Source organism: Thiosocius teredinicola, from assembly GCF_002009425.1.
In the GTDB taxonomy this organism is placed as follows: Bacteria; Pseudomonadota; Gammaproteobacteria; order Chromatiales; family Chromatiaceae; genus Thiosocius; species Thiosocius teredinicola.
The window spans coordinates 3,243,326-3,267,832 of record NZ_CP019936.1; the positions used below are offsets into that span (position 1 = coordinate 3,243,326).

General features: G+C 60.0%; 18 protein-coding genes, 1 tRNA gene and 1 riboswitch. Of the genes, 8 read left to right on the forward strand and 11 right to left on the reverse strand.

Going from position 1 to position 24,507, the window contains the following annotated elements; all coding sequences use genetic code 11:
- Positions 1 to 63 precede the first annotated feature (63 nt).
- The 9 genes from B1781_RS15400 to B1781_RS15440 form a co-directional block, all read right to left on the reverse strand.
- Complete coding sequence (locus tag B1781_RS15400; RefSeq protein WP_078120504.1) at positions 64 to 666, reverse strand: YfbM family protein; 603 nt, start codon at positions 664 to 666, stop codon at positions 64 to 66.
- Positions 667 to 871: 205 nt separating this feature from the next.
- Entirely contained in the window at positions 872 to 1,441 is a 570-nt protein-coding gene (locus B1781_RS15405; RefSeq protein ID WP_078120505.1) for a rhodanese-like domain-containing protein, read from the reverse strand.
- Positions 1,438 to 2,403: a quinoprotein relay system zinc metallohydrolase 1 gene (locus tag B1781_RS15410; protein WP_334223750.1), complete on the reverse strand. Its 966-nt coding sequence runs from the start codon at positions 2,401 to 2,403 to the stop codon at positions 1,438 to 1,440. Before B1781_RS15410 ends, B1781_RS15405 begins: the two co-directional genes overlap by 4 nt.
- Positions 2,403 to 3,188 carry a quinoprotein dehydrogenase-associated SoxYZ-like carrier gene (locus tag B1781_RS15415; protein ID WP_078120507.1) on the reverse strand — a complete coding sequence of 262 codons (786 nt, stop codon included), beginning with the start codon at positions 3,186 to 3,188 and terminating at the stop codon, positions 2,403 to 2,405. The genes B1781_RS15410 and B1781_RS15415 overlap by 1 nt, the downstream gene beginning before the upstream one ends.
- A gap of 101 nt (positions 3,189 to 3,289) precedes the next feature.
- Positions 3,290 to 4,216, reverse strand: coding sequence for a substrate-binding periplasmic protein (locus B1781_RS15420; protein WP_164513418.1), 927 nt, complete (start codon positions 4,214 to 4,216; stop codon positions 3,290 to 3,292).
- A 27-nt stretch (positions 4,217 to 4,243) separates the two neighbouring features.
- On the reverse strand, positions 4,244 to 4,672 hold the full coding sequence (pedF, locus tag B1781_RS15425) for a cytochrome c-550 PedF (protein ID WP_078120509.1): 429 nt from the start codon (positions 4,670 to 4,672) through the stop codon (positions 4,244 to 4,246).
- A gap of 93 nt (positions 4,673 to 4,765) precedes the next feature.
- Positions 4,766 to 6,532, reverse strand: coding sequence for a methanol/ethanol family PQQ-dependent dehydrogenase (locus B1781_RS15430; RefSeq protein ID WP_078120510.1), 1,767 nt, complete (start codon positions 6,530 to 6,532; stop codon positions 4,766 to 4,768).
- A gap of 251 nt (positions 6,533 to 6,783) precedes the next feature.
- Complete coding sequence (locus B1781_RS15435; protein WP_164513419.1) at positions 6,784 to 7,587, reverse strand: SHOCT domain-containing protein; 804 nt, start codon at positions 7,585 to 7,587, stop codon at positions 6,784 to 6,786.
- A 139-nt stretch (positions 7,588 to 7,726) separates the two neighbouring features.
- Positions 7,727 to 8,950: a porin gene (locus tag B1781_RS15440; RefSeq protein WP_078120512.1), complete on the reverse strand. Its 1,224-nt coding sequence runs from the start codon at positions 8,948 to 8,950 to the stop codon at positions 7,727 to 7,729.
- Between the two features lie 1,302 nt (positions 8,951 to 10,252).
- On the opposite strand from B1781_RS15440, the gene B1781_RS15450 reads away from it, so the two are divergent.
- The 8 genes from B1781_RS15450 (at position 10,253) to atzF (ending at position 22,532) form a co-directional block, all read left to right on the forward strand.
- A complete protein-coding gene (locus B1781_RS15450) occupies positions 10,253 to 12,271 on the forward strand; it encodes a sigma-54-dependent Fis family transcriptional regulator (RefSeq protein WP_078120514.1) in 2,019 nt (672 codons plus the stop codon).
- 515 nt (positions 12,272 to 12,786) lie between these two features.
- Positions 12,787 to 12,892, forward strand: a riboswitch (guanidine-I (ykkC/yxkD leader).
- A 57-nt stretch (positions 12,893 to 12,949) separates the two neighbouring features.
- Positions 12,950 to 13,990, forward strand: coding sequence for a putative urea ABC transporter substrate-binding protein (locus tag B1781_RS15460; protein WP_078120516.1), 1,041 nt, complete (start codon positions 12,950 to 12,952; stop codon positions 13,988 to 13,990).
- A 27-nt stretch (positions 13,991 to 14,017) separates the two neighbouring features.
- Positions 14,018 to 14,839, forward strand: coding sequence for an ABC transporter permease (locus B1781_RS15465; RefSeq protein ID WP_078120517.1), 822 nt, complete (start codon positions 14,018 to 14,020; stop codon positions 14,837 to 14,839).
- On the forward strand, positions 14,836 to 15,612 hold the full coding sequence (locus B1781_RS15470; RefSeq protein WP_078120518.1) for an ABC transporter ATP-binding protein: 777 nt from the start codon (positions 14,836 to 14,838) through the stop codon (positions 15,610 to 15,612). The genes B1781_RS15465 and B1781_RS15470 overlap by 4 nt, the downstream gene beginning before the upstream one ends.
- Positions 15,613 to 15,658: 46 nt before the next feature.
- Positions 15,659 to 16,375: an urea amidolyase associated protein UAAP1 gene (locus tag B1781_RS15475; protein ID WP_078120519.1), complete on the forward strand. Its 717-nt coding sequence runs from the start codon at positions 15,659 to 15,661 to the stop codon at positions 16,373 to 16,375.
- An 11-nt stretch (positions 16,376 to 16,386) separates the two neighbouring features.
- Complete coding sequence (locus B1781_RS15480) at positions 16,387 to 17,025, forward strand: urea amidolyase associated protein UAAP2 (protein ID WP_078120520.1); 639 nt, start codon at positions 16,387 to 16,389, stop codon at positions 17,023 to 17,025.
- Between the two features lie 81 nt (positions 17,026 to 17,106).
- Positions 17,107 to 20,736 carry an urea carboxylase gene (gene uca / locus B1781_RS15485; protein WP_078120521.1) on the forward strand — a complete coding sequence of 1,210 codons (3,630 nt, stop codon included), beginning with the start codon at positions 17,107 to 17,109 and terminating at the stop codon, positions 20,734 to 20,736.
- Positions 20,733 to 22,532, forward strand: coding sequence for an allophanate hydrolase (gene atzF / locus B1781_RS15490; RefSeq protein WP_078120522.1), 1,800 nt, complete (start codon positions 20,733 to 20,735; stop codon positions 22,530 to 22,532). Before uca ends, atzF begins: the two co-directional genes overlap by 4 nt.
- A 366-nt stretch (positions 22,533 to 22,898) precedes the next feature.
- Here atzF and B1781_RS15495 read toward each other — a convergent pair.
- Both B1781_RS15495 and nuoN read right to left on the reverse strand, forming a co-directional pair.
- Positions 22,899 to 22,975 (reverse strand) — tRNA-Met (locus B1781_RS15495).
- A gap of 80 nt (positions 22,976 to 23,055) precedes the next feature.
- Complete coding sequence (gene nuoN, locus B1781_RS15500; protein WP_078120523.1) at positions 23,056 to 24,495, reverse strand: NADH-quinone oxidoreductase subunit NuoN; 1,440 nt, start codon at positions 24,493 to 24,495, stop codon at positions 23,056 to 23,058.
- Between the last annotated feature and the right edge of the window lie 12 nt (positions 24,496 to 24,507).

Below are 24,507 nucleotides of genomic sequence, written 5' to 3' on the forward strand. Positions count from 1 at the left end.
ACGAGCTATTGCGTTATGCGCACCGCAGGGGGAGAACCGCGCTACGCAGTCGGGACGTAGCCACTAGCATAGGTAGACCGCCATCCCCAGCTTGTGCGTCGCGCAATGTGCTACAAAAGATTTCAGCGTCTGAAAATACTCTGCGATGTAGTCGAATCCTTCATCGCCGTCTCTCGCCCAGATGTTCGGGTAGATATCCAACGCATCCATCTCGCGTGGATCGTAGTTATCACGCAGTTGCTCGATCGTAATCCGGGAAAGCTGCTCGTCAATCGCTGTCACGGTCTCACTGTCGAGTAGCCTTGCAGGGCCGTATCCCACTTCGACGTCTCCGGCCGTCTGCCCGCCAAGGGTAATGAAATCCATCGGCGGCTCGGCTTCGAATGCCGTTTTGTTGAGACAGTAATGAATCCCCTGCCAGGATTTGTCGAGATCGTCTTCCACGTCCTCACCTGTACCAAGTTCCAGGCTGGGCAAAGGCGGTGGGGGCTCGGCGGGCTTATTACCGAACAACCTGGCAAAAAAGCCTTTTCTCGCATTCGGCATGCTTTGCAGATACATCTCGGGATCGTCCGGCGCGATGAGCCGCCAGATCAACGGCGGCGAAGCGAGGATCCTCTCGATATTCTTGTCGGACACGCTGTGAAGCGCCAGACACATTCCCATAGCAGATGCTCCGTTTCATAGACAATGCGCAATTCACTCGCACGTCGAGCCTAGCAAATCTTGATGGCCCCGGATTCGCTCGGACCCGCTTCGCGCGGCAGTCGATGCTTTTCGCTTTGCGCAGAATCCGTACAGATCAATGCGTAATATTGACGCTGCCTGTGGCATTTCAGGAACAGGCGTGCCTCAAGTGCCGCCTACCCTATCACTGAGGCGCCATCGGTAGCGGCTGCGCCAACTCTAGAGGCAGCCCTGCTTCTTCCCAGCCGTCCGTACCCTCGGCGTACCAATACAGGCGTCGGTAGCCGAGCGCATCGGCGCGCTTGACGGCATTCCAAGACATCCAGCAATCGACAATGCAATAGAAAACGATCGGCCTGTTCTTATCGCCGCCGGTCAGGCGATCGAGATGACGATTGAGATAATCCGCCATCTCGACGCTCAGTTCGCCGTAGCCGACATTCGGCAGCCAGACACTGTTCGGCAAGTGATAACGGGGCGAAGACGGCAGCCAGGTCTGCCCAAACTCGACGGACTCGCCGCGCACGGTCACCGCCTGCACGTCGACCAACACCGGCGCATCGCGTTCGATCAACTCAAGCAACGCCTGCGTTCCGATACGCTGACCCGCCGGTGGTTGCTCGACCAAGGCGGCGCGATAGCGGGAGATGCGATAACCGTCGGGCGAGAACAACCCGCCATCGGATGCTATTGCCGGCACATCGGTGATGACAAGCGATGACAGGGCGACGAACAACACTGCCCCGCGCTTCACTCGAGAACCTGTTCGACTTGTCCTTTGCGCAAGGCCGCAGACTCGTAGGCCGGATAAAGATGGGCAACCGAGCGCTCAAACTCAGACGCGAATACGTCCAGCGACGCCAAATCGGCCGGCGGCACCACTACGGACAACACCTCGGCCATATCCAGACCTTTCTCTGCGCTTTCGGCAAGTGTCGCCTCGAGCCAGACCAGGTAGCGGCGGGTTAGATCGATCGGCGAGCGGTCGCTTGCCACAGCGCCGTGGCCCGAAACCAGCACCTTGAACGGCAGCGTATCGAGCGCGTCCAGCGATGCAAGCCATTGCACAATCTCGGCATGCGGCGTGGTCGGTGTGCGTCCGTTGAAGACGAGGTCGCCGGCGAACAGCACACCGGTAGTTTCGTCGAACACCACCAAATCACCATCGCTGTGGCCCGTCATCGCCAGCAGACGCAAGCGGTGGCCGCCGATGCGTTCAACGCCGTCTGCGGTCGCTATTGCTGGTGCGACCACGTGTGTTCCCGCCTCCCACGGACCGCACAGGCGGTACATATTCTCGTTGAAACCATCGCCATCGCGCCGGATGCCGTCGATCGTCGCCGGCAGAGCAGCCAACACGCTTGCATCGAATGCCTGGTTGCCGAGAAAGTGATCGGGATGAAGGTGGGTGTTGTAGACGCGTACAACTGGTTTTTCGGTGATCGCGCGAATCGCTGCGATCATCTGTTCGCCGTACAACCGCGACGGCCCGGTGTCGATCACCACAACACCGTCATCGGTAACAATGAAACCCGTATTGGCAATGTTGCCGCCGTTGGCGAAACTGAAATGCTCATTGGCCCCGATGAGCACATAGGTGTTCGGCGCGACCTGCTGCGGTTCAAGCGCATAGTCGCGGGCAGCAAATACGCTTTGGGTGGCGCACAGCAACATCGCCCAAGCCAACCAACATACAGCGCGTCGCGATACCAACACTACCGGCCTCCCTGCCCGGTCGAGATCCTGGCCGACACCGGGTTGCCGTTGTTGTCGCGTGCTTCGATTGTCACCCTGTCGAGTTTTGGCAGATCGAACGTCAGCATCGGGTTCTCGGCAACCGGCTCGAACAGTTTCAAACGACTCAGGACATCACCTTGCGCATCGCGCAGCGCGAGTCGCTCGAGGTAAAAGGCCGGTATGCCATCGACCAGGCCGGTATCCATCGGGTGCATCACGCGCAGTCGCAGCCGAGTTGCCTGTGGTTTCTGCCAAAGCCTTGCGCTGACTTCGCCCAGGCGGCTCGACCAATCCGGATTTGCACTACCCAGACTCGGCGCCGTACAGCCACCACCGGCCGCGCCGACGATGCGCCCACCGAGATGCCAGACGCCGTCGCCGGTCAACACCGCTGCCCGCACCGGCGTAGTCTGCTGTACCTTCAGGCGAAAGCCGATACGCGCCAGGGCCTGCAACGGCTCGAACTCGAGCACCTTGGGGATCGGGTTGAGCTCGGCGAACACGACGATACGCACCACGTCGTCGAGTTGTGATGCATCGACCAACACCGGCACGTTCATCGAGTCCTCGGCCTCGTCGGGCAGCAACACCTTGACACGCTCGTCGAACGTGACGGGCGCGTTATCGAGCAACCGCGCGTGCATCTCGTGCCACACGAACGACTGCAATGGGTCTTCAGCCGTCGATCCGGCGTGCAGTTCCGTCGTGCTGACGGCGATCAAAAGCAGACAGGTCAGCGCGCAGACATGGCGCGCAGCAGGCATATGTATCGCGCAGGGCGATGTCCTGCTACCGCCAAGGTTTTCGCAGCCAATTCTCATGCGGTCGGAGTGGCAACTGTCATCGACGTAACGCACGACCTGGCTCAAGGCCGGCGCTTGGAGCCTTCGGGGGCATCCGTCATGGCCAGGTCCGTATCACCTGCGATGGCTGCCGGCTTGTCCTGATCCGGCGCCTGGTAGGTCGCATGGTGTTGACTGAAGATGCGTTCGATCACCCCACCGTCGCGCAAGCGCTGCATGCCCGCTGCGATCTCCGAAGCCAACTCGTCATTGCCCTGCTTGACCGCCGCACCGAGGTCCCAGCCGCCGCGGCCCAGCCCGGGCAGCGCCTGCACGACATAGTCTTTTCGCTGTTCGCCAAGCGCAAACTCCACCTCGGCCCGCGGACCGGCCACACCGGCGAGTTCACCGCGCTTGAGGGCCTCGACCGCTTCTCCCATATTGCGGTAGTGAACCACCTGGTTGCGCATCGCCCCGCCTCGGGCACTCAGCAAAAAGAAGTCAGCCATGGTGTCGAGCTCCACCCCGACACGCTGTTCATCGAACGCCTCCAACGGAGCGCCGGCCAATACCTGCGTGGTAGCGACAACGATCTGCTCGCGAAAATAAGGTGCCAGAATGACCACGCGATCATTCTCTTGTGCAAACGCCTTGTCGACGGGGACGTGCAACATGATGTCGGCGACACCGCCACCGAGATAATGACCCTTCCACACATTGTTGCGCAGATCGTCTTCCATCGACTCGTCGGCACCGACGGCGCGAATGACTGCGCCTACGCCCAGTCGCTCCGCCAATGCCTTGGCCACCGATACGTCGATGCCGACCATTCTCCCCTTGGCGTCGCGATACGAGTAAGGCGGAAAATCGTCGTATACCGCGACTGTGAGCGCGCCGCTCGACAACACACGCTGCAATGCGTTCGGCTCGTCATCGGATGCTACCGCCTGGCCAACGACACAGAGCGCCACCCAGCACACCAGCACCACGGAATATCTGATCGTCTTCATCACACTGTCCCTCATTGTCTCTTGTAATTATTCGTCGGCCGGCAGGGTCGCGAGCCAGGCACGGATCGACCACAGCGCCTCTTGCGTCAATGTGCCCTCGAACGATGGCATGTAGGTCACGCCGTTGCGCACCGAGCCGTTGCGCACGCGGTAGATAAACCACTCGTCGCCTTCATCTTCCGGCGGCAACAATCTGAGGTCGGGCGCGATGCCGCCCGAGACTGCACCCAGACCGTGGCAACGCGCACAGTTCTGGTTGTATGCCGATGCACCGGTCGTGATGGCATCGGCGTTGTCACGATAAGGGTTGACCTCTCGCCACTCGTCACCCAGCTGCGGCAGGTTCGAGGTATCAATCGGTTGCGGCGATACATTGCCGTGCCCAATCGCGGCACCGCACATGATGCTGCTGAACAGCACAGCGCCGACGAATCGTCGATGCACCTTGTTAAACATGTCGGGAACACTCCATTAAACAAAAAATTTTCGTTACGTCGCTTTCGACTGCGTATTGGCCGGCCCTTCAGACAGGGCCGGCCTGTCGCGTGATCAGGCGTCAGTGAGCTTGAACACCCACAGCGAACCACCCTGGTTCAGGTACTTGACCTTCTTGGCCACATCCCCGCCCCACAGCGGCACGGCGCCACCCCAGCCAGACGGCACGGCAACAAACTGTTCGCCGTCCTGCTCCCAGGTGATCGGGCAACCGACAACACCGGAACCGGTCTGGAAGCTCCACAGCTCTTCACCGGTCTGATCGTCGAACGCCTTCAGATAGCCTTCGGGCGTTCCGGTGAACACCAGGCCACCGGCGGTCGTCATAACGCCGCCCCACAGCGGGGCATTGTTCTTGTATTCCCACTTGATCTTGCCGGTACGCGGGTCAACAGCGCGCAGTGCACCGATATAGTCATCGTTGAGCGGTTTGATGGTGAACCCGGCACCCAGGTAGGCAGCGCCCTTCTTATAGGTGATCGGCTCGTTCCACAGGTCCATGCCCCACTCGTTCGACGGCACATAGAACAGTTCAGTCTTCGGGCTGTACGCCATCGGCATCCAGTTCTTTGCACCGAGGAACGAAGGCGCAACAAAGATGGTTTCGCCCTTCTTGCCATCGGCACTCTTCGAAGGGTCACCGGGACGGGCACCGTTCTCGATCGGTCGGCCGGTCTTCAGGTCGATGCCCTTCGCCCAATCGATCTGGTTGACGAACGGGAAAGCGTTCTCCAACTTACCGTTGGTACGATCGAGGACATAGAAAAAGCCGTTGCGGTCGGCGTGACCGGCGAGCTGCTTGCCGTCGACGTTGAACGAAACGACTTCGTTGACACCGTCGTAGTCCCAGCCGTCGTTCGGCGTGTACTGGAAATGCCAGGCGATCTTGCCCGTCTTCGGATCAATCGCGAGCGTAGAAGTCGAGTACAGGTTGTCGCCCGGGCGAAGATGCGCATTCCACGGTGCCGGGTTGCCGGTGCCATAGAAGATCAGCCCGGTCTCGTGATCGTAGGTGCCGCCCTGCCAGGTCGCCGCACCGCCGGTCTTCCACATATCGCCCGGCCAAGTGGCGTTGGTCTTTCCCGTCAGGCCGTTCTCGACCTTCTCGCCGTCCTTCCACATATACCCCATGTGGCCTTCGACGGACGGGCGCACCCACCGCATCTCGCCGGTCTTCGCGTCGCGCGCCTCTACCCGACCGATAACGCCGAACTCCCCACCCGACACGCCGGTGATGACCATGTCATGCACGATCAGTGGCGCCGCGGTGTTCGAGTAGCCCGCCTTGTAGTCGTCGATCTTGGCCCGCCATACGACTTTGCCGGTTTCCTGGCTGAGCGCGATCACGCGTGCATCCAGCGTGGTGAAGATCACCAGGTCGTCATACAGGGCTGCGCCACGGTTGATGACATCGCAGCACGGAAGGATGCCGTCGGGCAGTCGATGATCGTATTGCCAGAGTTCCTCGCCGGTCTTGGCGTCGATCGCGAACAGTCGCGAGTACGACCCGGTGACGAACATCTTGCCGTTGGCGACGACCGGTTGTGCCTCCTGACCACGTTGCTTCTCGCCGCCGAAAGAGAAACTCCATGCGGGCACCAACTTCTTGACGTTGCCCTTGTTGATCTTTGTCAGCGGACTGAAGCGCTGACCTTGTTGTCCCATCCCCCAACTGAGCACGTTCGACACACTGTTGGCGTCGTCGTCGATCGCCGATTGAGTCACGCTCTTCGCCTGTACGGCGTTGGTGGATACGAAGCCGACGCTGAGTGCGACGGCTATGGCACCGCTCAGTGCCGTTTGACGAAATGTACGATTCATTCAGTTTCTCCTCCCAAAAATTTGGTCTTATGTCGTCTCACCCGACGCAACCGTTGCGCTTCGTTGATAGGCTTGTAGCCGCAGCTGCCGTACTGGCGAGAGCAACAAGCAAGCCAACCGCAACTTTGCGGTAGCGTTTGTAAATCGTTAAAAACGTTTCTGTTTTCCACCCGCCCTTGGCGTCGTTGCGCGATACCCCAGCGGGCGATGAAATTTCTGAACGCATTGCTGTCACGAAACCGCGACACCCGTTACAGCGCCACGTCGTCGAGCAAGGCACGACGTTGCGATTGATACTCGTCGTCGCTGATGAGGCCCTTTTGCTGCAAACGTTTCAGAGTCTCGAGCCCTTCCTCGAGGTCTTTCCATCGATTGGCTGTAGGGGCTTTGACTGATGAATGCTGTTTCGGCGACGTGCGCGCCGGCTCGGCCGATGCCTTGCTCGACATTTCGCCTGACTGCAGGCGCAGCAGGCGTCGCGGGCTCTGTGTCAGGTCGATGGGAAACAGCACCCAGTCTTTGCGCCCGGGTTTGAACGTGAACCAGTCCGCCGGTTGAATGGTTGCGCCGCTCAAAGCAGCAAGCTGGCGGGCACCGGGACGTGCACGTTTCTGGTAAGGCTCACGAAATTCGTCGAGAAACTCGTCGACCTGTCCGAAGATCAGGTTCAGTTGCCCATCTTCAACGAATATCCGCGCACCCGTAGCCAGACGACGACTGACCGGAAACGAACCCACTTGGCGGAACGTCACCAGGTGCACGTCGCGCTTGTCATCGATGCGCGAAAGGGCCGATGCCAACTCTGCACCCGCCTCGATCGCCTGGTTTTCGCTCATCAGGTAAATCGCATTGCCGGCTTCGGATGAATCGACCTGCAACGATGCCAGCAGCTGCGCCAACGAATCAGGATCGACAAAGTTCACCGGATGCGCATTGTGAACTTCGCCCTCTGCATCGAGCGTGTACAGCTCGAGCGAACTTGAACGGTGCAGAGTTATCGCCGATGCGGAACCGGCGAACAGAGACAACAAGCCGAGCAAACCAAGTGCTCTCATATGCCGTTGCATGGAACTCTCCTTGGGTCACGACAGACGGCAATCCGGCGCCGCGTCGTGCAACCTCAGTGATCGGAAAAAAAAGGCCGGTGGAGGTCCGGCCAATGCGCGAGGGACAGAAAGCACAGCTTCGCGCCACTCAGAAGAACAGGATTGCGCCGACGTTGAAGCTCGATGTCTTATCGGTGCCGCCACCGGACAAGGAGCTTTCCTGCATGCTGTATTCGCCCAGCAAGGTCAGCGCCGGTGTAAGGTTGTGGTACACGCCGAGGGTCAGGCGTTCGTTCTCGACTTTGGTGAGTTCTTCCTGCTCACTCTCGGCCCAGTGGATACCGAACTTGGTGTTGTTCCAGGTATACGTACCCTGCACGTAGTAGCCGCTCGACTCTTCTGCATCGGCGGTATCCGAAAACCCGGGAAATACCAGACCACCCAGCGCCAGCGACGTCATGCCTTCGCCATCGTAGTAGTAGCCGGCGAAACCGAAGTCACCGATGCTGACCTTGCCGAAGATGTCCCAGCCCTGGATATCGCTGCTGCCGACATCGGCACCCGCAGCCGTCTGGATGTCGATGTCCTGCTTGAGGAAGGTCGTCGACACATAACCGGGATATGCGCCATCCCACTCGTAGCTGGCCTTGCCGTGGAATCCGAGGCTGGACTCCCCGATCGCCTTGGTCGCAGCGCTCGATGTCTGACCGTCGAACGGGTTGAACACACCCACGGTGCCCTGAAAACCGCCCCACTTCGGCGAGGTCCAGTTGATCTGTGCCAAGCGGTCGGTATAGACATAGCCATAGCCGAGACCGCCCAGCGTCGTGTGCCCCGGGTTTGCCGTAGTGAATGCAGAACCGGCACCGAGCAGGCTCATGTCGTTGATGATGGCATCGAATGCGAACAGACCGAAATCGCGGCCCATCTTCACCGTGCCCATGTCGGCGTTGCCGAAGGTCAGATAGACCTGACGTGCATCGACCGAGCTGAACTTCAGCGCGTCCGGTGTGTTGTCGGCGTTTGAATCGCCGTCCGCGCCCGAGCTGGTGATGCCGTAGTAGACGTTGATGTGTGCCGAGATATCGAAACCGTTCTGGGTCGTCTCGGCACTGAAGTTCAATGACGCAGGAAGCAAGCCGTTATTGACGCTGTTCTTGTCGCCATCCGTCGGACAAGCCAGGCTCGCCAGCGTTGTGCCGCCCGAATCAAGGTCGGACGCATCGCAGTTGGTACGGGTATAGAACGCGTTGACGTTACCGCCCAGCCCGAGCGTCCAATCCCCGGCATCCCAGGTGACGGCGTGCGCCGTGCCGGTCACGCCCAAGCTCGATGACAGCGCCAGCGCTCGCAGCAGTGTATTTTTTCTCATAGTCGACAACTCCTCGATGGCAGATCAATTCTGTTTCCAGTGGCTTCGAGGCCACTTCTGTCACGATCATGGCGATCGTGGTGGCTTGCGATTTCAAGGTTCGTGCCATGCAAGGAAGCGTCTTTTTATTGATTTTTTTCAATAGGTTATCGATTCTTGGAGAGTCACCGGAAAAGCATGGAAAACGGCCGGATCAGCGATGGCGCACGATTGTGCTCAATCGGCACAGCGCCTGTGACACATGGTTGTCACATCTCATCGGGCGGGCGCCGGCGTGTTGGCGGGAACTGATAGAAACGACGCTCAGACACGCCGTTGGATACGCGAAAGTTGACGAAGCGGGTCTTTGTCATGGCGCGCGCAACAGACACGACGACGCTGCCATCTAATGATCATGCAATGCCTGACAGGCATCGACGAAGTGACTTGAGACGGTGTGAAGCACGCGCTTGCAGTCGCGCCTTGCACCGGATCAAACCAACCGGTTACCCGCGAACCGCAGTTTTAAGCAACTGAAGCATTCTGCGTCACATCGCTCAGAACTGTCGCCATCAGCGACACCCATCCGCGGTCCGGACGATGACGCCGCGAGACTACGCGTGCTCAGAACCTCTGCGTTCACGCTGTCGAGGCAGACGAGAGCAAGGTCGGACGTCGTCTCGGCAGCGATCCGCGCCTGCGCAAAGCCGCACGGCTACGCGATGGTTCAAACATTGCAATCAGACGAGGACGCTCGTCGAGCAGCTTGATCCCGGTGGCCGTGTCCAGAGGTGATCGCTGCGGACGCGCAGGCGAACATGCACCAAGCGTCGACGCATGGCTGGCAGACATGCGGCGTGAATACTGCTTGTGCATACAGAACGAACACCATGACGTACGGCCGCTTCGCTTGGGGCAGACCGGTATGCCGCGCCTAACAGGCGAGTTCGCATCGCAGGGTTGAATCTGTAGCGCAAGCGGCGGTGCCACCTTCGCCTCGACCGTTTTCAACCAAAGACACAGGAGCAACTTGCATACCACACAATCGAAAAACTGAAACTCGTTTAGCCGTTGATACCGTCTGATCGCGAAATGACAGATCCGGATATAGCCGCAACTGCTGATGACTAGGGGACTTTTAGCGCAAGCGCCAATCTTTGGGCAGCACTGAGGCGCGCGCTAATGCTCCCGCATCGGCCAGTCACCGAAGCCGCCGTTTCAAATGCTCGGTGTGCTGTCTATGTGTTTCGGATGCGTCAATCCCGATACAACGACACATATAACAACACCTCAAACCAATAACCTTCGACCCAAAGTAGGTTGATGGAGGAGACAGAGACGATGCCGCACACCCATCTCATGCGTCAGCACGCTCAGAAGATCTCCAATGTTGCGAGCTGTGACCAAGCCGTGCGCAACCTTGGAATAGACAACACCATCTTTGCATCGTGGAAGCGATGTATTCACGAACGCGACCTCGACCCGATGCGTTGCCCCGATCTGCGCGTACTCGAAAACGACCAGTTGAACGAAGCGCGCAGTCGCCTCGAAGGCCTGTTGCGACTTGCAGAACCCGCCTTGGTCGAATTGGCCAAGATCCAGGCGGGCACAGACTACGCCGTGTTGCTCACCGATCACCGGGGCCTTGTGCTGCAGCAGATCGTCGAGGAGACAATCGAAAGACAGTTTCGCGCAGCCGGTCTGTGTCTCGGCGCCGACTGGGGCGAGGCATTACTCGGAACGAATGGCATCGGCACCTGTATCGCCGAACAGCGACCGGTCACCGTGCATCGCGATGAGCACTTCCTCAGCCAGAATATCGGGCTGACCTGCTCCGCCTCCCCGATTCACGACCCACATGGCAATCTACTCGCGGTACTGGATTCTTCATCGTGCAGTTCGACCGACTCGCGCGCCGCGCAAACGCATACACTGGCGCTGATCTCGGCGTATGCAAGGCTGATCGAAAGCCAATACTTCCTGCGCGAGTACCGCAACCAGAAGATTCTGCGATTCCAGGATCGTCCCGAACTGGTCACGTTGCCCGACAAGGCGCTGATCGCTTTGAGCGACGACAACCGCGTGCTTGCCGCCAACGATGTGACGCTCAAGATGCTCGACATCGGCGATCGATCGCTGATTGTCGGCAAGACGCTGAACGACGTGATCGGTCACGATCTGCAAGGGCTGTTCGACGGCTCGCGCAAAGACCCGGAAACCGTACGACCGTTCCGCGATGCCAACAGCGGCAAACAGTTCTTCGGCATGCTGTACACCTACAGAAAGCCGCCGCGCCGCCGCGGGCTGGTGGTGCCGCCGACGGCTTCGTCTAGCGACGACTGTCGTGGCGAACTCTGCGAACTGCGCGTGCTCGCCGGTGACGACCCACAGATGATGGATGCCGCGCACCGTGCCCGCAAAGTCGTCGACAAGCGGATACCGATCTTGATCACCGGCGAAACCGGTACCGGCAAAGACCTGTTCTCACAGGCGCTACATCGGGCCAGTCGCCGCAAGGACATGCCGTTTGTCGCGCTGAACTGTGCGTCGATACCGGAAAGCCTGATCGAGAGCGAGTTGTTCGGCTACAAGCACGGCGCGTTTACCGGCGCCAGCCGCGAAGGCCGACGCGGCAAGATACTCGAATCCAACGGCGGTTCTCTGTTTCTCGACGAGATCGGCGACATGCCGCTGCACCTGCAATCGCGCCTGTTGCGCGTACTCGAAACCCAGGAGGTTGCTCCCTTGGGTTCCGACAGAACGGTGCGCGTCGAACTCAATATCATCTCGGCCACCCATCGCGACCTCGCCCAACTGGTGCACGAAGGCAGTTTTCGCGAGGACCTCTACTACCGTCTGAACGGCATCACGATATCGCTGCCGCCGCTGCGCCTGCGACGCGACCTGTCCGACATCGTGCTCAAGGTGTTCGAGGCCGAGAACGACACCGGCAAAGACCTGCGCGTTTCTCCCGAGGCCATGACCACGCTACTGCGCTACCCCTGGCCGGGCAACCTGCGCCAACTGCGCAACGTGGTGCGCGCGGCGATCGCATTGAGCGAAGACGGCGTCGTCAACGTTACTGATATCAATCTGCCGAAACAAAAACTCCAGCCGGTGGAGCCAGTTGCTCCGCCCGTCGGAACCGCCATGCCACCCTGCGTCGAAGCCGAGAGCGACGACGGCGGCAACCCACTCTACTCTGCGGAACAGCAGGTGATACTCGCCACCTTGAATACCCATGCCTGGAATATTTCAAGGACCGCAGACGCACTCGACATGAGCCGCAACACGCTCTATCGCAAAATGCGCAAGCACGGAATCACACCGGCACGCGAGTGACCAAACAGTAGCGGCCTTCACTGCCCTAGACGGAAAGCCCGGGCTTCAAAGCTCGGGCTTTTCAATATCCGGCATCGGCAAATAGACGCAAAAGCCGGTTTCACCACTTCTCTCACATTCCACGGCACACGTTGATCCCGTTTCGCGATCAGCCTAATCAACGCAAGCATCCCGCTCATGCGCAAACCGCGGCAATGAGCCATTTCGTGATCCTTCACCGTCGCGTGCGCCGCGAAGAGGCCAGCCTTCAGCACCCTACGAATCATCCGCAACATTGATCAGGCCTGCCCCGCCATGCCATTCGCGCCACGCACCAACATCGCGCCGGACGAACGCCCGACGCACCGAATCGATGCATCGCCATGCGGATGCGGAACACCGGCTTTTGCACAAGTCTCGGATTATCAAAGATGTTTTGGAAATGGCACCTAACATGCAAAGACTAGGGCTCCAGGCGCTCGCGAACTCAGAAAAACATCGTCAAACCTGGATACGGTCAGCTAAGCTGACCGCAAGTAATAGAGCGCTAGGGTTCCGGTCGCTGCTGCAAGCGATGTCTGGTCCGAGAGCGGTCGACCTTTCCCATGAAAGGTTACACGGCGGGACAAAAGCCCGGGAGGTATCAGGCTCGATAGACGAGTCTCGAGTGCCCCTACGTGTAACTTCGGAGGTCCAACCGTGAAGTCGCTTGCTCTAGCCCTGTCTCTCTTTCTCCTCGTTCCCTCTGCTTTCGCCCGAGACTCGTTCAAGGTCGCGTGGTCCATCTACGTGGGCTGGATGCCATGGGGCTATGCGGCCGACCACGGCATCGTCAAGAAGTGGGCGGACAAGTACGACATCGATATCGAAGTCGTGCAGATCAACGACTATGTCGAGTCGATCAACCAGTACACCGCCGGCGGATTCGATGCCTGCGTCATGACCAATATGGACGCGCTGACGATACCCGCAGCCGGTGGCGTCGACAGCACCGCCTTGATCGTGGGCGATTTCTCCAACGGCAACGATGGTGTCGTACTCAAAGGCAAGGACTCGCTGAAAGACATCGCCGGCCAGAAGGTCAACCTGGTCGAGCTGAGCGTATCGCACTACCTGCTGGCGCGTGGCTTGGAAAGTGTCGGCCTGAGCGAATCCGACCTGACCGTCGTCAACACCTCAGACGCCGACATGGTAGCCGCCTATGCAACCGACGACGTGACGGCGGTGGTTACCTGGAACCCGCTGCTCAGCGAGATCCTGGCGATGCCCAACAGTCACAAAGTATTCGATTCCTCACAGATTCCCGGTGAGATCATCGACCTGCTGGTCATCAACACCAAGACGATGGAAGCCAATCCGAAGCTCGCCAAGGCCCTGGTCGGCGCCTGGTACGAGACCATGGCGCTGATGAGCAGCGACAGCGACGCAGGCATCGCTGCGCGCACCGCGATGGGTACGGCATCCGGTACCGATCTGGCCGGTTACGATGCCCAGCTCGCCAGCACCAAGATGTTCTACACGCCCACCGATGCCGTGGCTTTCACCAACAGCCCTGCACTGAAAGACACCATGCAGGCCGTCGCCGAGTTCTCATTTGACCACGGCCTGCTGGGTGAAGGCGCCCCGGATGCCGGATTCATCGGCATCGAAACACCGGCCGGCACCTACGGCAGCACCAGCAACGTGAAGCTGCGCTTTACGCCGGAGTACATGCAGATGGCGGCCGACGGCAAACTCTAAACACCCCTTCCAGTCAGGCTCATCGGCATGAAGAAACTCGTCAATTTCACTCCGAGTCGCCCGTGGGCCTGGCTGTTGGGGGTCATTCCGCTGGTCTTGGTAATCGGTCTCTACATCTGGGGATCGAATGCCAGGCTGGCGGAAAATCCCAACGACAAACTGTTGCCGTCGTTTTCGCAGATGGGCAATGCCATGGAACGCATGGCCCTGCAGCCCAGCAAGCGCAGCGGCGAGTATCTATTCTGGACCGATACCGCGGCCAGCCTGCGCCGTCTCGGACTGGGTATCGCCATCGCTGCGGTCGTCGGCCTGGCATTCGGCCTGCTGACCGGTGCCTTTCCGGTCGTCAATGCGTCAGTCTCTCCGCTGTTGACGGTGATATCGCTGATACCGCCGTTGGCGTTGCTGCCGATTCTTTTCATTGTGCTCGGCCTGGATGAGCTATCGAAGGTCGTGCTGATCGTGATCGGTGTGGCACCGTTCATCGCACGCGATTTGCAGAAACACACCCTCGAACTGCCACGCGAGATGTTGGTCAAGGCACAAACGCTGGGTGCCAACAGCCTGCAGATTCTGTTGCGGGTGCTGCTGCCGCAGATCATGCCGCGCCTGATCGATGCAGTACGTCTGTCGCTCGGCACGGGCTGGTTGTTTCTGATCGCCGCCGAGGCGATCGCGGCGACCGACGGCCTGGGTTATCGCATCTTCCTGGTTCGGCGTTATCTCGCCATGGATGTGATCATTCCCTATGTCTTCTGGATAACCTTGCTGGCCTTCTTGCTCGACGTCGCGCTGGCATGGTTCAGTCGTGTGCTGTACCCATGGCACCACCGGAGCGACAAGTCATGATCGAAGCAAACAACGTCTGGAAACGCTACGGTGACCAAGTCGTGCTGGAACGCGTCAACGTCAAGGTCGACGAAGGCGAGTTCATCACGCTGGTCGGCACCTCGGGATGCGGCAAGAGCACCTTTCTCAAAATGCTGCTGGGTATCGAAAGCGCCAGCCAAGGCAGTCTGACGCTCGACGGCAAACCGATACCCGATGAACCGGGGCTCGATCGCGGCATCGTGTTTCAACAGTACTCGGTCTTTCCACATCTCACCGTGCTCGAGAATCTCACCATCGCACGCGCCTTCGAACATCACCCGATACTCGGCCACCTATTCGGCAAGAAGAAGCGTGAAGCCATCGAAGAGGCGAAAGCGATGCTCGAGGCCGTCGGCCTGAGTGCGGCAATGGATCGCTATCCGCATCAATTGTCAGGCGGTATGCGCCAGCGTCTCGCGATTGCCCAGGCACTGATTCGCAAGCCGCGTATTCTGTTGCTCGATGAACCCTTCGGTGCGCTGGACCCCGGCATACGCGCCGACATGCACGCCCTGGTCTTGTCGCTGAGGCGTGAGTTCAAGCTGACCATCTTCATGGTCACGCACGACATCAAAGAGGGTTTTTATCTCGGCACCCGCCTGTGGGTGTTCGACAAGACACGCTACGACCCACAGGCACCGCATGCCTACGGCGCGACCATCACCTACGACCTGCCGGTAGGCACCGTCGACCGCGCGACCTTCGAACAGATCGACGACCAATTGAACCCGGTCACCGCACCAATTAACTGATCATGCACCACTGATCACGCACCCTTGATTACGCAAAGGAGCAATCATGCAAACCTGTTCCTACACCACGGAATTGCCGGGCGCAGCGCACTGGTCGCTGACCATGCGACGCGGCACCGAAATGCGTCTGACCGACCTGCACGGCGGCGCCAACGTCGGCATGTTGTTCTACAACCCGCACAACCTGCTGGAACGTTACAACGCACCAGATACGCTGAAGTGCCAACACACCTTCAAGCTCACCCGCGGCAACTGCCTGTATTCCGACATGGGGCGCATCTTCTGCTCGATCGTCGCCGACGACCTCGGTTGGCACGAGAGCGTGTGCGGCAACATGAATGCCGAACAGGTCGCAAGCCGCTGGGGTGAGCGCAACTATCAGCAGGATCGCAACGAGTGGCACCAGAATGGCCATGACGCATTCCTGGTCGAACTCGCCAAGTACGGCCTCGGCAAGGCAGACCTTGCCGCCAACGTGAACTGGTTCAGCAAGGTGGGCGCCGATGCCGACGGCAACCTTTCTCTGCATGCCGGCCATAGCCAGGCGGGTAACAGTGTCAGTCTGCGCTTCGAGATGGAAACACTGGTGCTGTTGCACACCTGTCCCCATCCATTGAGTCAGGCAGAAACCTATCCGGCCAAGCCGATCAAGATCGAACTCGGACTGGCCGAACCGGTGGCCGACGACGACTACTGCAAGAACTTCCGCCCGGAAAACCAGCGCGGCTTTCAAAACAACGCCCTTTACCATCTTGGCCTGTGAGGTAAACCGATATGCTCAAGACCAGTGAACTGCAAGCCAGGGATGCGCTCAGCCGCAGTACCGTCGGCGCCGGCGACTACTACATAGCGCGCCTGAAGGCCGGTCGCACTGTGCGCATACTCGACCTCGAAGGCAACCAGGCGGCCGACACCCTGTTTTTCGATGCCAACGATCCGAGCGAGCGCTATAGCGCCATCGACACGATCCGCGAACAGGGCAACCTGTATCTGACGACCGGCAGTACCCTGCTCTCGCAGACGGGCAACGCGCTGCTCGAGATCGTCGCCGACACCTGCGGCCGCCACGACACCATTGGCGGCGCCTGTGCGACAGAGAGCAACACCGTGCGCTACGACCTCGAAAAGCGCCACATGCATGCCTGTCGCGACAGTTGGATGCTCGCGGTCGCCGAGAACCCGGAGTACGGCATTGCCAAGCGCGATATCGGGCACAACATCAACTTCTTCATGAACGTGCCGGTAACCGAAGAAGGCGGACTGACCTTTGAAGACGGCATTTCAGCACCGGGCAAGTATGTCGAACTGCGCGCCTGTACCGATGTCCTGGTGTTGGTGTCGAACTGCCCGCAGTTGAACAACCCATGCAATGGCTACAACCCGACACCGATCGAGATCCTGACCTGGAAGTGATCTCGTACTGAATCTCCCGATCCTGCGTGGACGACCACGACAGCAGCCTTGATATGCGGGACGACCCGCAGCGGATGAACCATGTTCGATAAAGTGCTTATCGCCAACCGCGGTGCAATCGCGGTGCGCATCCAACGCACCTTGAAGCACCTGGGCATTGCATCGGTTGCGGTATACGCCGAGGCCGATGCCGACAGCCTGCATGTTCGCAACGCCGACGAGGCCTATTGCCTGGGCGACGGCCCGGCCAGCGATACCTATCTGAATGCCCGACAACTATTGGCGATTGCCACAGAAACCGGTGCACAGGCAATCCACCCCGGTTACGGCTTTCTCAGTGAGAATCCCGGTTTTGTCGAGGCCTGCGAGTCTGGGGGTATCCGCTTCGTCGGTCCGACTGCGCAGCAGATGCGCGACTTCGGCCTGAAACATCGTGCCCGTGCGCTCGCTGAAGCGGCTGGTGTGCCGCTGTTACCGGGATCGGAACTGCTCACCGACGAAGCCGAGGCGCGACAGGTCGCCGACCGGATCGGCTACCCGGTGATGCTCAAGGCGACCGCCGGCGGTGGCGGCATTGGTATGCAGTTGTGTCACGACAACGAAGAACTCGGCGCGGCATTCGCCAAGGTCAAGCGACTCGGCGAAAGCCACTTCGCCGACGGCGGCGTGTTTCTCGAAAAGTTCATCGCGTCGGCACGGCACATCGAGGTCCAGGTGATCGGCGACGGCAACGGGACTGCGGTAGCCATCGGTGAACGCGATTGTTCCAGCCAACGACGCAACCAGAAGGTCATCGAGGAATGCCCGGCACCCAACCTGTCGGAGACTACACGCCAACAACTGCATGCGACCGCCGAGCGTCTGCTGGCCTCGGTCGACTATCGCAATGCCGGTACGATCGAGTTCATCGTCGACCAGGCGACAGAGGCGTTCTATTTTCTTGAGGTCAACACGCGGCTGCAGGTCGAGCACGGTGTGACCGAGATGGTCTATGGCGTCGACCTGGTCGAATGGATGCTGACGATTGCGTCCGAACAGGCGTTCGATCTGGCCGCCGCACGCGCCGCGCTTGCGCCGAATGGTCATGCCGTTCAGGCGCGCGTGTATGCCGAAGATCCCTACCGCGATTTCCAACCGAGTGCGGGCCTGCTATCGCTGGTGCAATGGCCGCAGGCAAGCACTGAATTGCGTATCGATCACTGGATCGAATCCGGCATCGAGATCCCTGCCTGGTTCGATCCCATGCTGGCCAAGGTCATCGTCCATGCCGACGATCGCACCACCGCGTTACAACGTCTGCAACAGGCGCTGAATGCCACGACCCTGTACGGCTGTGAAACCAACCTGTCGTACCTGCAAGCCTTGTTGAGCGATCCGAAGGTACTCGCGGGTGAGGTGACCACACGCTACCTCAACAGCTTCGCCTTCACCCCAGCACGCATCGACGTGCTGCAGGGCGGTACCCAGTCGACCTTGCAAGAGGCAGTCGGGCGACGCGGTTACTGGCATGTGGGTGTGCCGCCGTCCGGGCCGTTTGATGGCTATTCGTTGCGCCTGGGTAACCGGCTGCTGGGCAGCCCGGATGATGCCGCCGGCATCGAGATCACGCTGCAAGGCCCGCAGCTGCAGTTCAGTCGCGATACCCGGATCGTGCTGTGCGGCGCCGATATCGAGGCCAGCACCTCGGACGGTTCGGTACCGATGTGGACCAGTGTGACGATCAACGCCGGCGACACACTGCGCATCGGCCGCGTAACGGGCGCCGGTGTGCGCAGTTATCTGTGCGTCGCCGGTGGCATTCAATGCCCCGAGTATTTGGGTTCACGCTCGACCTTCACCCTCGGTCAATTCGGTGGGCACAACGGCCGCGCATTGCGTAGCGGCGATGTATTGCACCTCGTCTCATCAAACGACGCACCTGCCGGCGAAGTGCCTACCGGTGAAGTGCCCACAGCCTTGCGACCGACGATCGGCAGTGATTGGGTGTTGCGCGTGGTGTACGGCCCGCATGGCGCGCCGGACTTCTTCACCGAACGGGATATCCGAACCTTTTTCGACACCGACTGGGAGGTGCACTACAACTCCAGCCGTACAGGTGTTCGCCTGATCGGGCCCAAGCCGGAATGGGCGCGCCCCGATGGTGGCGAGGCCGGTATGCACCCGTCCAATATCCACGACAATGCCTATGCGTTCGGCACGGTCGACTTCACCGGCGACATGCCGGTGATACTCGGCCCAGACGGGCCGTCGCTGGGTGGCTTCGTCTGTCCGGCCACGGTCATACACGCCGACCTGTGGAAGCTCGGCCAGCTCAAAGCCGGCGACAGGATCCGTTTCGAGGCGGTCGATCTGCACACCGCCGTTCAACTTGAATACCATCAACTCCAATCGATCGAACGACTGCAACCGCTCGACGCGGCGCCTGCGATCAACCCGGTCGATGCCCCGCAGTCGACGCCGGTGTTGAAGACCCTGGATGCCGCCCAATACGGCGAGCGGATCGTGTATCGCGCCGCCGGTGATCACTTCCTGTTGTTGGAGTATGGCGAGCCGGAACTGGCTATCCGCCTGCGTTTTCGTGTGCATGCGCTGATGCGCTGGTTGGAGGCCCATCGACTCGATGGCATGTACGAGTTCACCCCGGGGATCCGCACACTGCAGATCCATTTCGATCCCAAGGTGCTGTCGCACGATGCGCTGCTCGCGCACCTGGAAGATGCCGAGGTGCAGCTTGCGCAGAATCTCGACGAATTGACGGTGCCCTCGCGGATCGTCCATCTACCGTTGTCGTGGGACGATCCTGCCTGCCAGCAGGCGATCGACAAGTACATACAATCGGTGCGCAAAGATGCCCCATGGTGTCCCAGCAACCTGGAGTTTATTCGCCGCATCAATGGGCTCGACTCGATCGATGCAGTCAAGTCGGTATTGTTCGACGCCAGCTATCTGGTGATGGGCCTGGGTGACGTCTATCTCGGCGCACCGGTCGCAACACCGATCGACCCGCGTCACCGCTTGGTCACGACCAAGTACAACCCCGCACGTACCTGGACGGCGGAGAACTCGGTCGGTATCGGCGGCTCTTATCTGTGCGTCTATGGCATGGAAGGTCCGGGCGGTTATCAATTCGTCGGTCGCACACTGCAGATGTGGAACCGCTATCGCCAGACGGACACGTTCACCCAGCCCTGGCTGCTGCGTTTCTTCGACCAGATCCGCTTCTTCGAGGTATCGGCCGACGAGCTGCAGCAGATCCGTCGCGACTTCCCACAAGGACGTTACCCGTTGCAGATCGAACCCACCGAGTTCAGCCTGGCCGATTACGAAGCCTTTCTTGAACAACACCGATCAGGTATCGATGCCTTCAACCAACGCCGCCAATTGACATTCGATGAAGAACTCGCGCGCTGGCATGCCAACGGTCAGTTCAACTTTGCGTCGGATGACGCGATCGTCGAGCAAGACGACGCACCGGCTTGGCCCGAAGACAGCCACGTGGTCGACGGCCCGGTGTCCGGCAGCGTCTGGCAGATCAATGTCGCCGTCGGCGACGAGGTACATGTCGGCGACACGCTGTTGGTGCTGGAGTCGATGAAGACCGAGATTACGGTGACCGCCGGTGTCGATGGCACCGTTACGCATATTTTGAAAGCACAGGGTGCGCAGCTGCGCGCCGGCGACCCCCTCGTTGTTCTGGAGGAACGCACATGATTCCCAACCTGTCTCTCACCGCGCTGCGCGATGCCTACCGCAACGGCGACACGACACCGGCGCAGGTCGTCGCCGACATCGCGCGTCGTACCGCTGACTACGAGCAGCACAACATCTGGATTCATCGTTTGAGCGATGCCGAGTTGGCCCCCTATCTGGCGCGACTCGACGACATGGACCCAGCGACACATCCCTTATGGGGCGTTCCGTTCGCGATCAAGGACAACATCGATCTGGCCGGCATCCCGACCACAGCGGCCTGCCCGGCGTTCGCTTATACGCCCGACAAATCGGCACAGGTCGTCGAGCAGTTGTTGGCCGCCGGTGCGATTCCGATCGGCAAGACCAACCTCGATCAGTTCGCGACCGGTCTGGTCGGCAGCCGTTCACCTTACGGCGCCTGTGCCAACGCGTTCAATCCGGACTACATCAGCGGCGGATCGAGCGCCGGCTCAGCCGTTGCCGTTGCACTCGGCCTTGCAAGTTTCAGCCTGGGTACGGACACCGCAGGCTCAGGCCGCGTGCCGGCCGCTTTCAACAACCTGGTCGGCGTGAAACCGACACGCGGCCTGCTCTCGGCCAGCGGCATGCTGCCGGCCTGCCAGAGCCTCGATTGCATGACGATATTCGCGCTGAACTGTGACGATGCAGCCGAGCTGTTGGCCTCGGCCGAAGGCGAAGATGCAGGCGATCCCTATAGTCGGAGGAACCCCTTCTCGAACCGCGCACGACACTACGGACCCTGGCAAGGACCACTGCGCGTTGGCGTGATCGATGAGCAGCAACTGAAGTTCTTTGGCGACGGACACTATGCTGAGGCCTACGCACTCGCACTACAGCGATTGAGCGATGCCGGTATAGAGATGGTCACCATTGACTACACGGCATTCGATGAAACGGCGCGCTTGCTGTACGAAGGGCCTTGGGTGGCCGAGCGCTACATCGCGACCTATCCCTTGATCGTCGAACAGCCCGATGCATTCTTACCGGTGACATACGGCATCATCGAGCCTGGCGGTCGTGCCAATGCGGTCGATCTGTTCAAGGCACAATACCGCCTTGAAGCCCTGAAGAAACAGGCCTACGCAATAATGGATACGGTCGACTGCCTGCTCACGCCTACCGCCGGCCGTCTGTTCACCCTGGCCGAGGTCGCCGAAGAGCCGGTCAAGCGCAACAGCGAGTTGGGCTATTACACCAACTACATGAATCTGCTCGACCTCAGTGCGCTGGCGATACCGGCCGGCTTCACCGGCACTGATCTACCCTTCGGCATCACGCTCGTCGGCAAGACCTTCGAAGACCGCAAGTTGTTGGGCATAGGCGCCTACCTGCAGCAGGTGCTGCCATCATTGCAGGGTGCAAGTCACGACCCATGCCCGCCATCGACCATGGCGCCGCAACGACAGACATCGACGATACCCGTGGTGGTCTGCGGCGCGCATCTGGAGGGATTGCCGCTCAACTGGCAATTGCGCGAGCGCGGCGCACAGTTGTTGGAACGCACAACCACCAGCGATGGCTATCGCCTGTATGCCCTTGCCGGCGGCCCACCCTATCGGCCGGGACTCGTGCGCGACGAGGCAGGTTCCGCGATCGAGGTCGAGGTGTGGTCAGTACCCGCAGAAAACTTCGGCAGTTTCGTCGCCGGCATACCCAGCCCGCTGGGTATCGGCAAAGTACGGTTGGCCGATGGTCGGGAGCTGCCGGGGTTCATCTGTGAACCCGCGGGTATCGAGGGTGCGGTAGAGATCACCCAGCTGGGTGGGTGGCGCGCCTATTTGGACCAAGGGTGACGGCGCAATTGCTAAGCTTGCTTTCGCCGTCTCTCACGGCATTGCAGCCACTTACCCTTAAGTTTGATATCTGGTGGGCATCGAGACAGGAGTGACTCGCTCCGCTCGTGCTGCGCGCCTGCCGGCGCTTGTGAGCCTGACCTTTTTGAGACGTCGTAGGTTCAAATCCGGGCTGGTTCAGGCAATAAAAAAGGCCGCAGATTTGCGGCCTTTTTAGATTTGGTAGCGGGGGCAGGATTGACTCGCTCTGCTCGTGCTGCGCACCTCCCGGCGCTTGTGAACCTGACCTTTTTGAGACGCCGTAGGTTCAAATCTGGGCTGGTTCAGGCAATAAAAAAGGCCGCAGATTTGCGGCCTTTTTAGATTTGGTAGCGGGGGCAGGATTTGAACCTACGACCTTCGGGTTATGAGCCCGACGAGCTGCCAGACTGCTCCACCCCGCAACTGACGAGTGCATACTATACGGATGAAGCCGCCTCGCTTCAAGCCCAGATGACAATTATTGTTCAGTACAGGGTCAGTGTCAGGAGGCGAACGCCGCTTGACACACGGCGAGCAGACCGGCCGGGAACAGGCCGAAGCCGAGTACAGCCAAACCATTGATCGACATCATGACGCGGGTGTCCATAGACGAGGCCAGCGGCGCGGTATCGATTGGCTTGTCGAAATACATGACCTTGACGGCGCGTAGGTAGTAGAAGGCACCGATGATCGAGAAGAACACCGCCACGCCGGCCAACCACACCAGGTCGATGGAAATGACGGCGTCGAGCACGAACAGCTTGGCGAAGAAGCCGACCGTCGGCGGCACACCGGCCATCGAGAACAGGATCAGCATCATCATGAACGCCAGCCAGGGGCTACGTTCGTTCAGGCCCTTGAGATCGTGGATGTTTTCGGCATCGAAGCCCTTGCGGCTGAGCATCGCGACGACACCGAAACCGCCGGCGGCGGTCAGCGCGTAGACGATCGCGTAGAACATTGCGGCCGAAAAGCCCTTGTCGTTGCCGGCCAGCAGCCCGAGGAAGATGAAGCCGACGTGCGAAATCGTCGAGTAGGCCAGCATACGCTTGATATTGGTCTGCGCGATGGCGACCAGGTTGCCGAGCGCCAGCGACAGAATTGACAGGATGATCAGCATGTCTTGCCACTGCACCAGCAGGCCGCCCAAGCCGTCGACCAGCAGGCGCATCGCCAGGGCGAACGCAGCGATCTTGGGGGCGCTGCCCAGGAACAGGGTCACCGCGGTCGGGGCACCGTGGTACACGTCCGGCACCCACATATGAAACGGCACGGCGCCGAACTTGAACGACACACCGATCACGACGAACACCAGCCCGAAGACAAGCACCGTGGTGTCGGCGCCGCCGGCGGCGATCACTGCGGCCACCTCGGGGAACTGCAGTTTGCCGGTCGCGCCGTACAGCATCGAGATGCCGTACAACAGCATGCCCGAGGCCAGCGCGCCGAGTACGAAATACTTCATGGCCGCCTCTGCCCCGCCGGTCGATTCGCGGTTGAACGCGACCAGCGCGTACAGGCACAGCGCCAGCAATTCGAGGCCGAGGTACACAGTAAGGAAGCTGTTGGCCGAGATCATGACCATCATGCCGAGCACGGCAAACAGGCCCAGAACATAGTATTCGCCGCGCAGCATGCCGAGCGCGCGCAGATAATCCTTGGCATAGACGAACGCAAATAGCGAGATCAGCAGCAGACCGGTCTTGAGCACATCGGACATCGGGTCGCGCACGAAGCTGCCGTCAAACAGATAGGCAGTATCCGCGCTGGCACCGAACTGCACCAGGGCGATGGTGCCGATCAGCGTGGCGATCGCCAGGCCATAAGTCAGCAACCGGGTGCGCTCGGACAGGAACAGGTCGATCACGAGTAGCGCGCAGGTGGCGCTGAGCAGAAAGATCTCTGGTAGCGCGGGTTGCATTGCAGCGAAGTTGTATTCCATGCGGTTTTACCG

Excerpts from the sequence above, each read along its gene's own strand:
- B1781_RS15400 (WP_078120504.1), bottom strand. The coding sequence starts at position 666 with ATGGGAATGTGTCTGGCGCTTCACAGCGTGTCCGACAAGAATATCGAG.
- B1781_RS15415 (WP_078120507.1), bottom strand. The coding sequence starts at position 3,188 with ATGCCTGCTGCGCGCCATGTCTGCGCGCTGACCTGTCTGCTTTTGATC.
- B1781_RS15420 (WP_164513418.1), bottom strand. The coding sequence starts at position 4,216 with ATGAAGACGATCAGATATTCCGTGGTGCTGGTGTGCTGGGTGGCGCTC.
- pedF (WP_078120509.1), bottom strand. The coding sequence starts at position 4,672 with ATGTTTAACAAGGTGCATCGACGATTCGTCGGCGCTGTGCTGTTCAGC.
- B1781_RS15430 (WP_078120510.1), bottom strand. The coding sequence starts at position 6,532 with ATGAATCGTACATTTCGTCAAACGGCACTGAGCGGTGCCATAGCCGTC.
- B1781_RS15435 (WP_164513419.1), bottom strand. The coding sequence starts at position 7,587 with ATGAGAGCACTTGGTTTGCTCGGCTTGTTGTCTCTGTTCGCCGGTTCC.
- B1781_RS15440 (WP_078120512.1), bottom strand. The coding sequence starts at position 8,950 with ATGAGAAAAAATACACTGCTGCGAGCGCTGGCGCTGTCATCGAGCTTG.
- B1781_RS15450 (WP_078120514.1), top strand. The coding sequence starts at position 10,253 with ATGGAGGAGACAGAGACGATGCCGCACACCCATCTCATGCGTCAGCAC.
- B1781_RS15465 (WP_078120517.1), top strand. The coding sequence starts at position 14,018 with ATGAAGAAACTCGTCAATTTCACTCCGAGTCGCCCGTGGGCCTGGCTG.
- B1781_RS15470 (WP_078120518.1), top strand. The coding sequence starts at position 14,836 with ATGATCGAAGCAAACAACGTCTGGAAACGCTACGGTGACCAAGTCGTG.
- B1781_RS15475 (WP_078120519.1), top strand. The coding sequence starts at position 15,659 with ATGCAAACCTGTTCCTACACCACGGAATTGCCGGGCGCAGCGCACTGG.
- B1781_RS15480 (WP_078120520.1), top strand. The coding sequence starts at position 16,387 with ATGCTCAAGACCAGTGAACTGCAAGCCAGGGATGCGCTCAGCCGCAGT.
- uca (WP_078120521.1), top strand. The coding sequence starts at position 17,107 with ATGTTCGATAAAGTGCTTATCGCCAACCGCGGTGCAATCGCGGTGCGC.
- atzF (WP_078120522.1), top strand. The coding sequence starts at position 20,733 with ATGATTCCCAACCTGTCTCTCACCGCGCTGCGCGATGCCTACCGCAAC.
- nuoN (WP_078120523.1), bottom strand. The coding sequence starts at position 24,495 with ATGGAATACAACTTCGCTGCAATGCAACCCGCGCTACCAGAGATCTTT.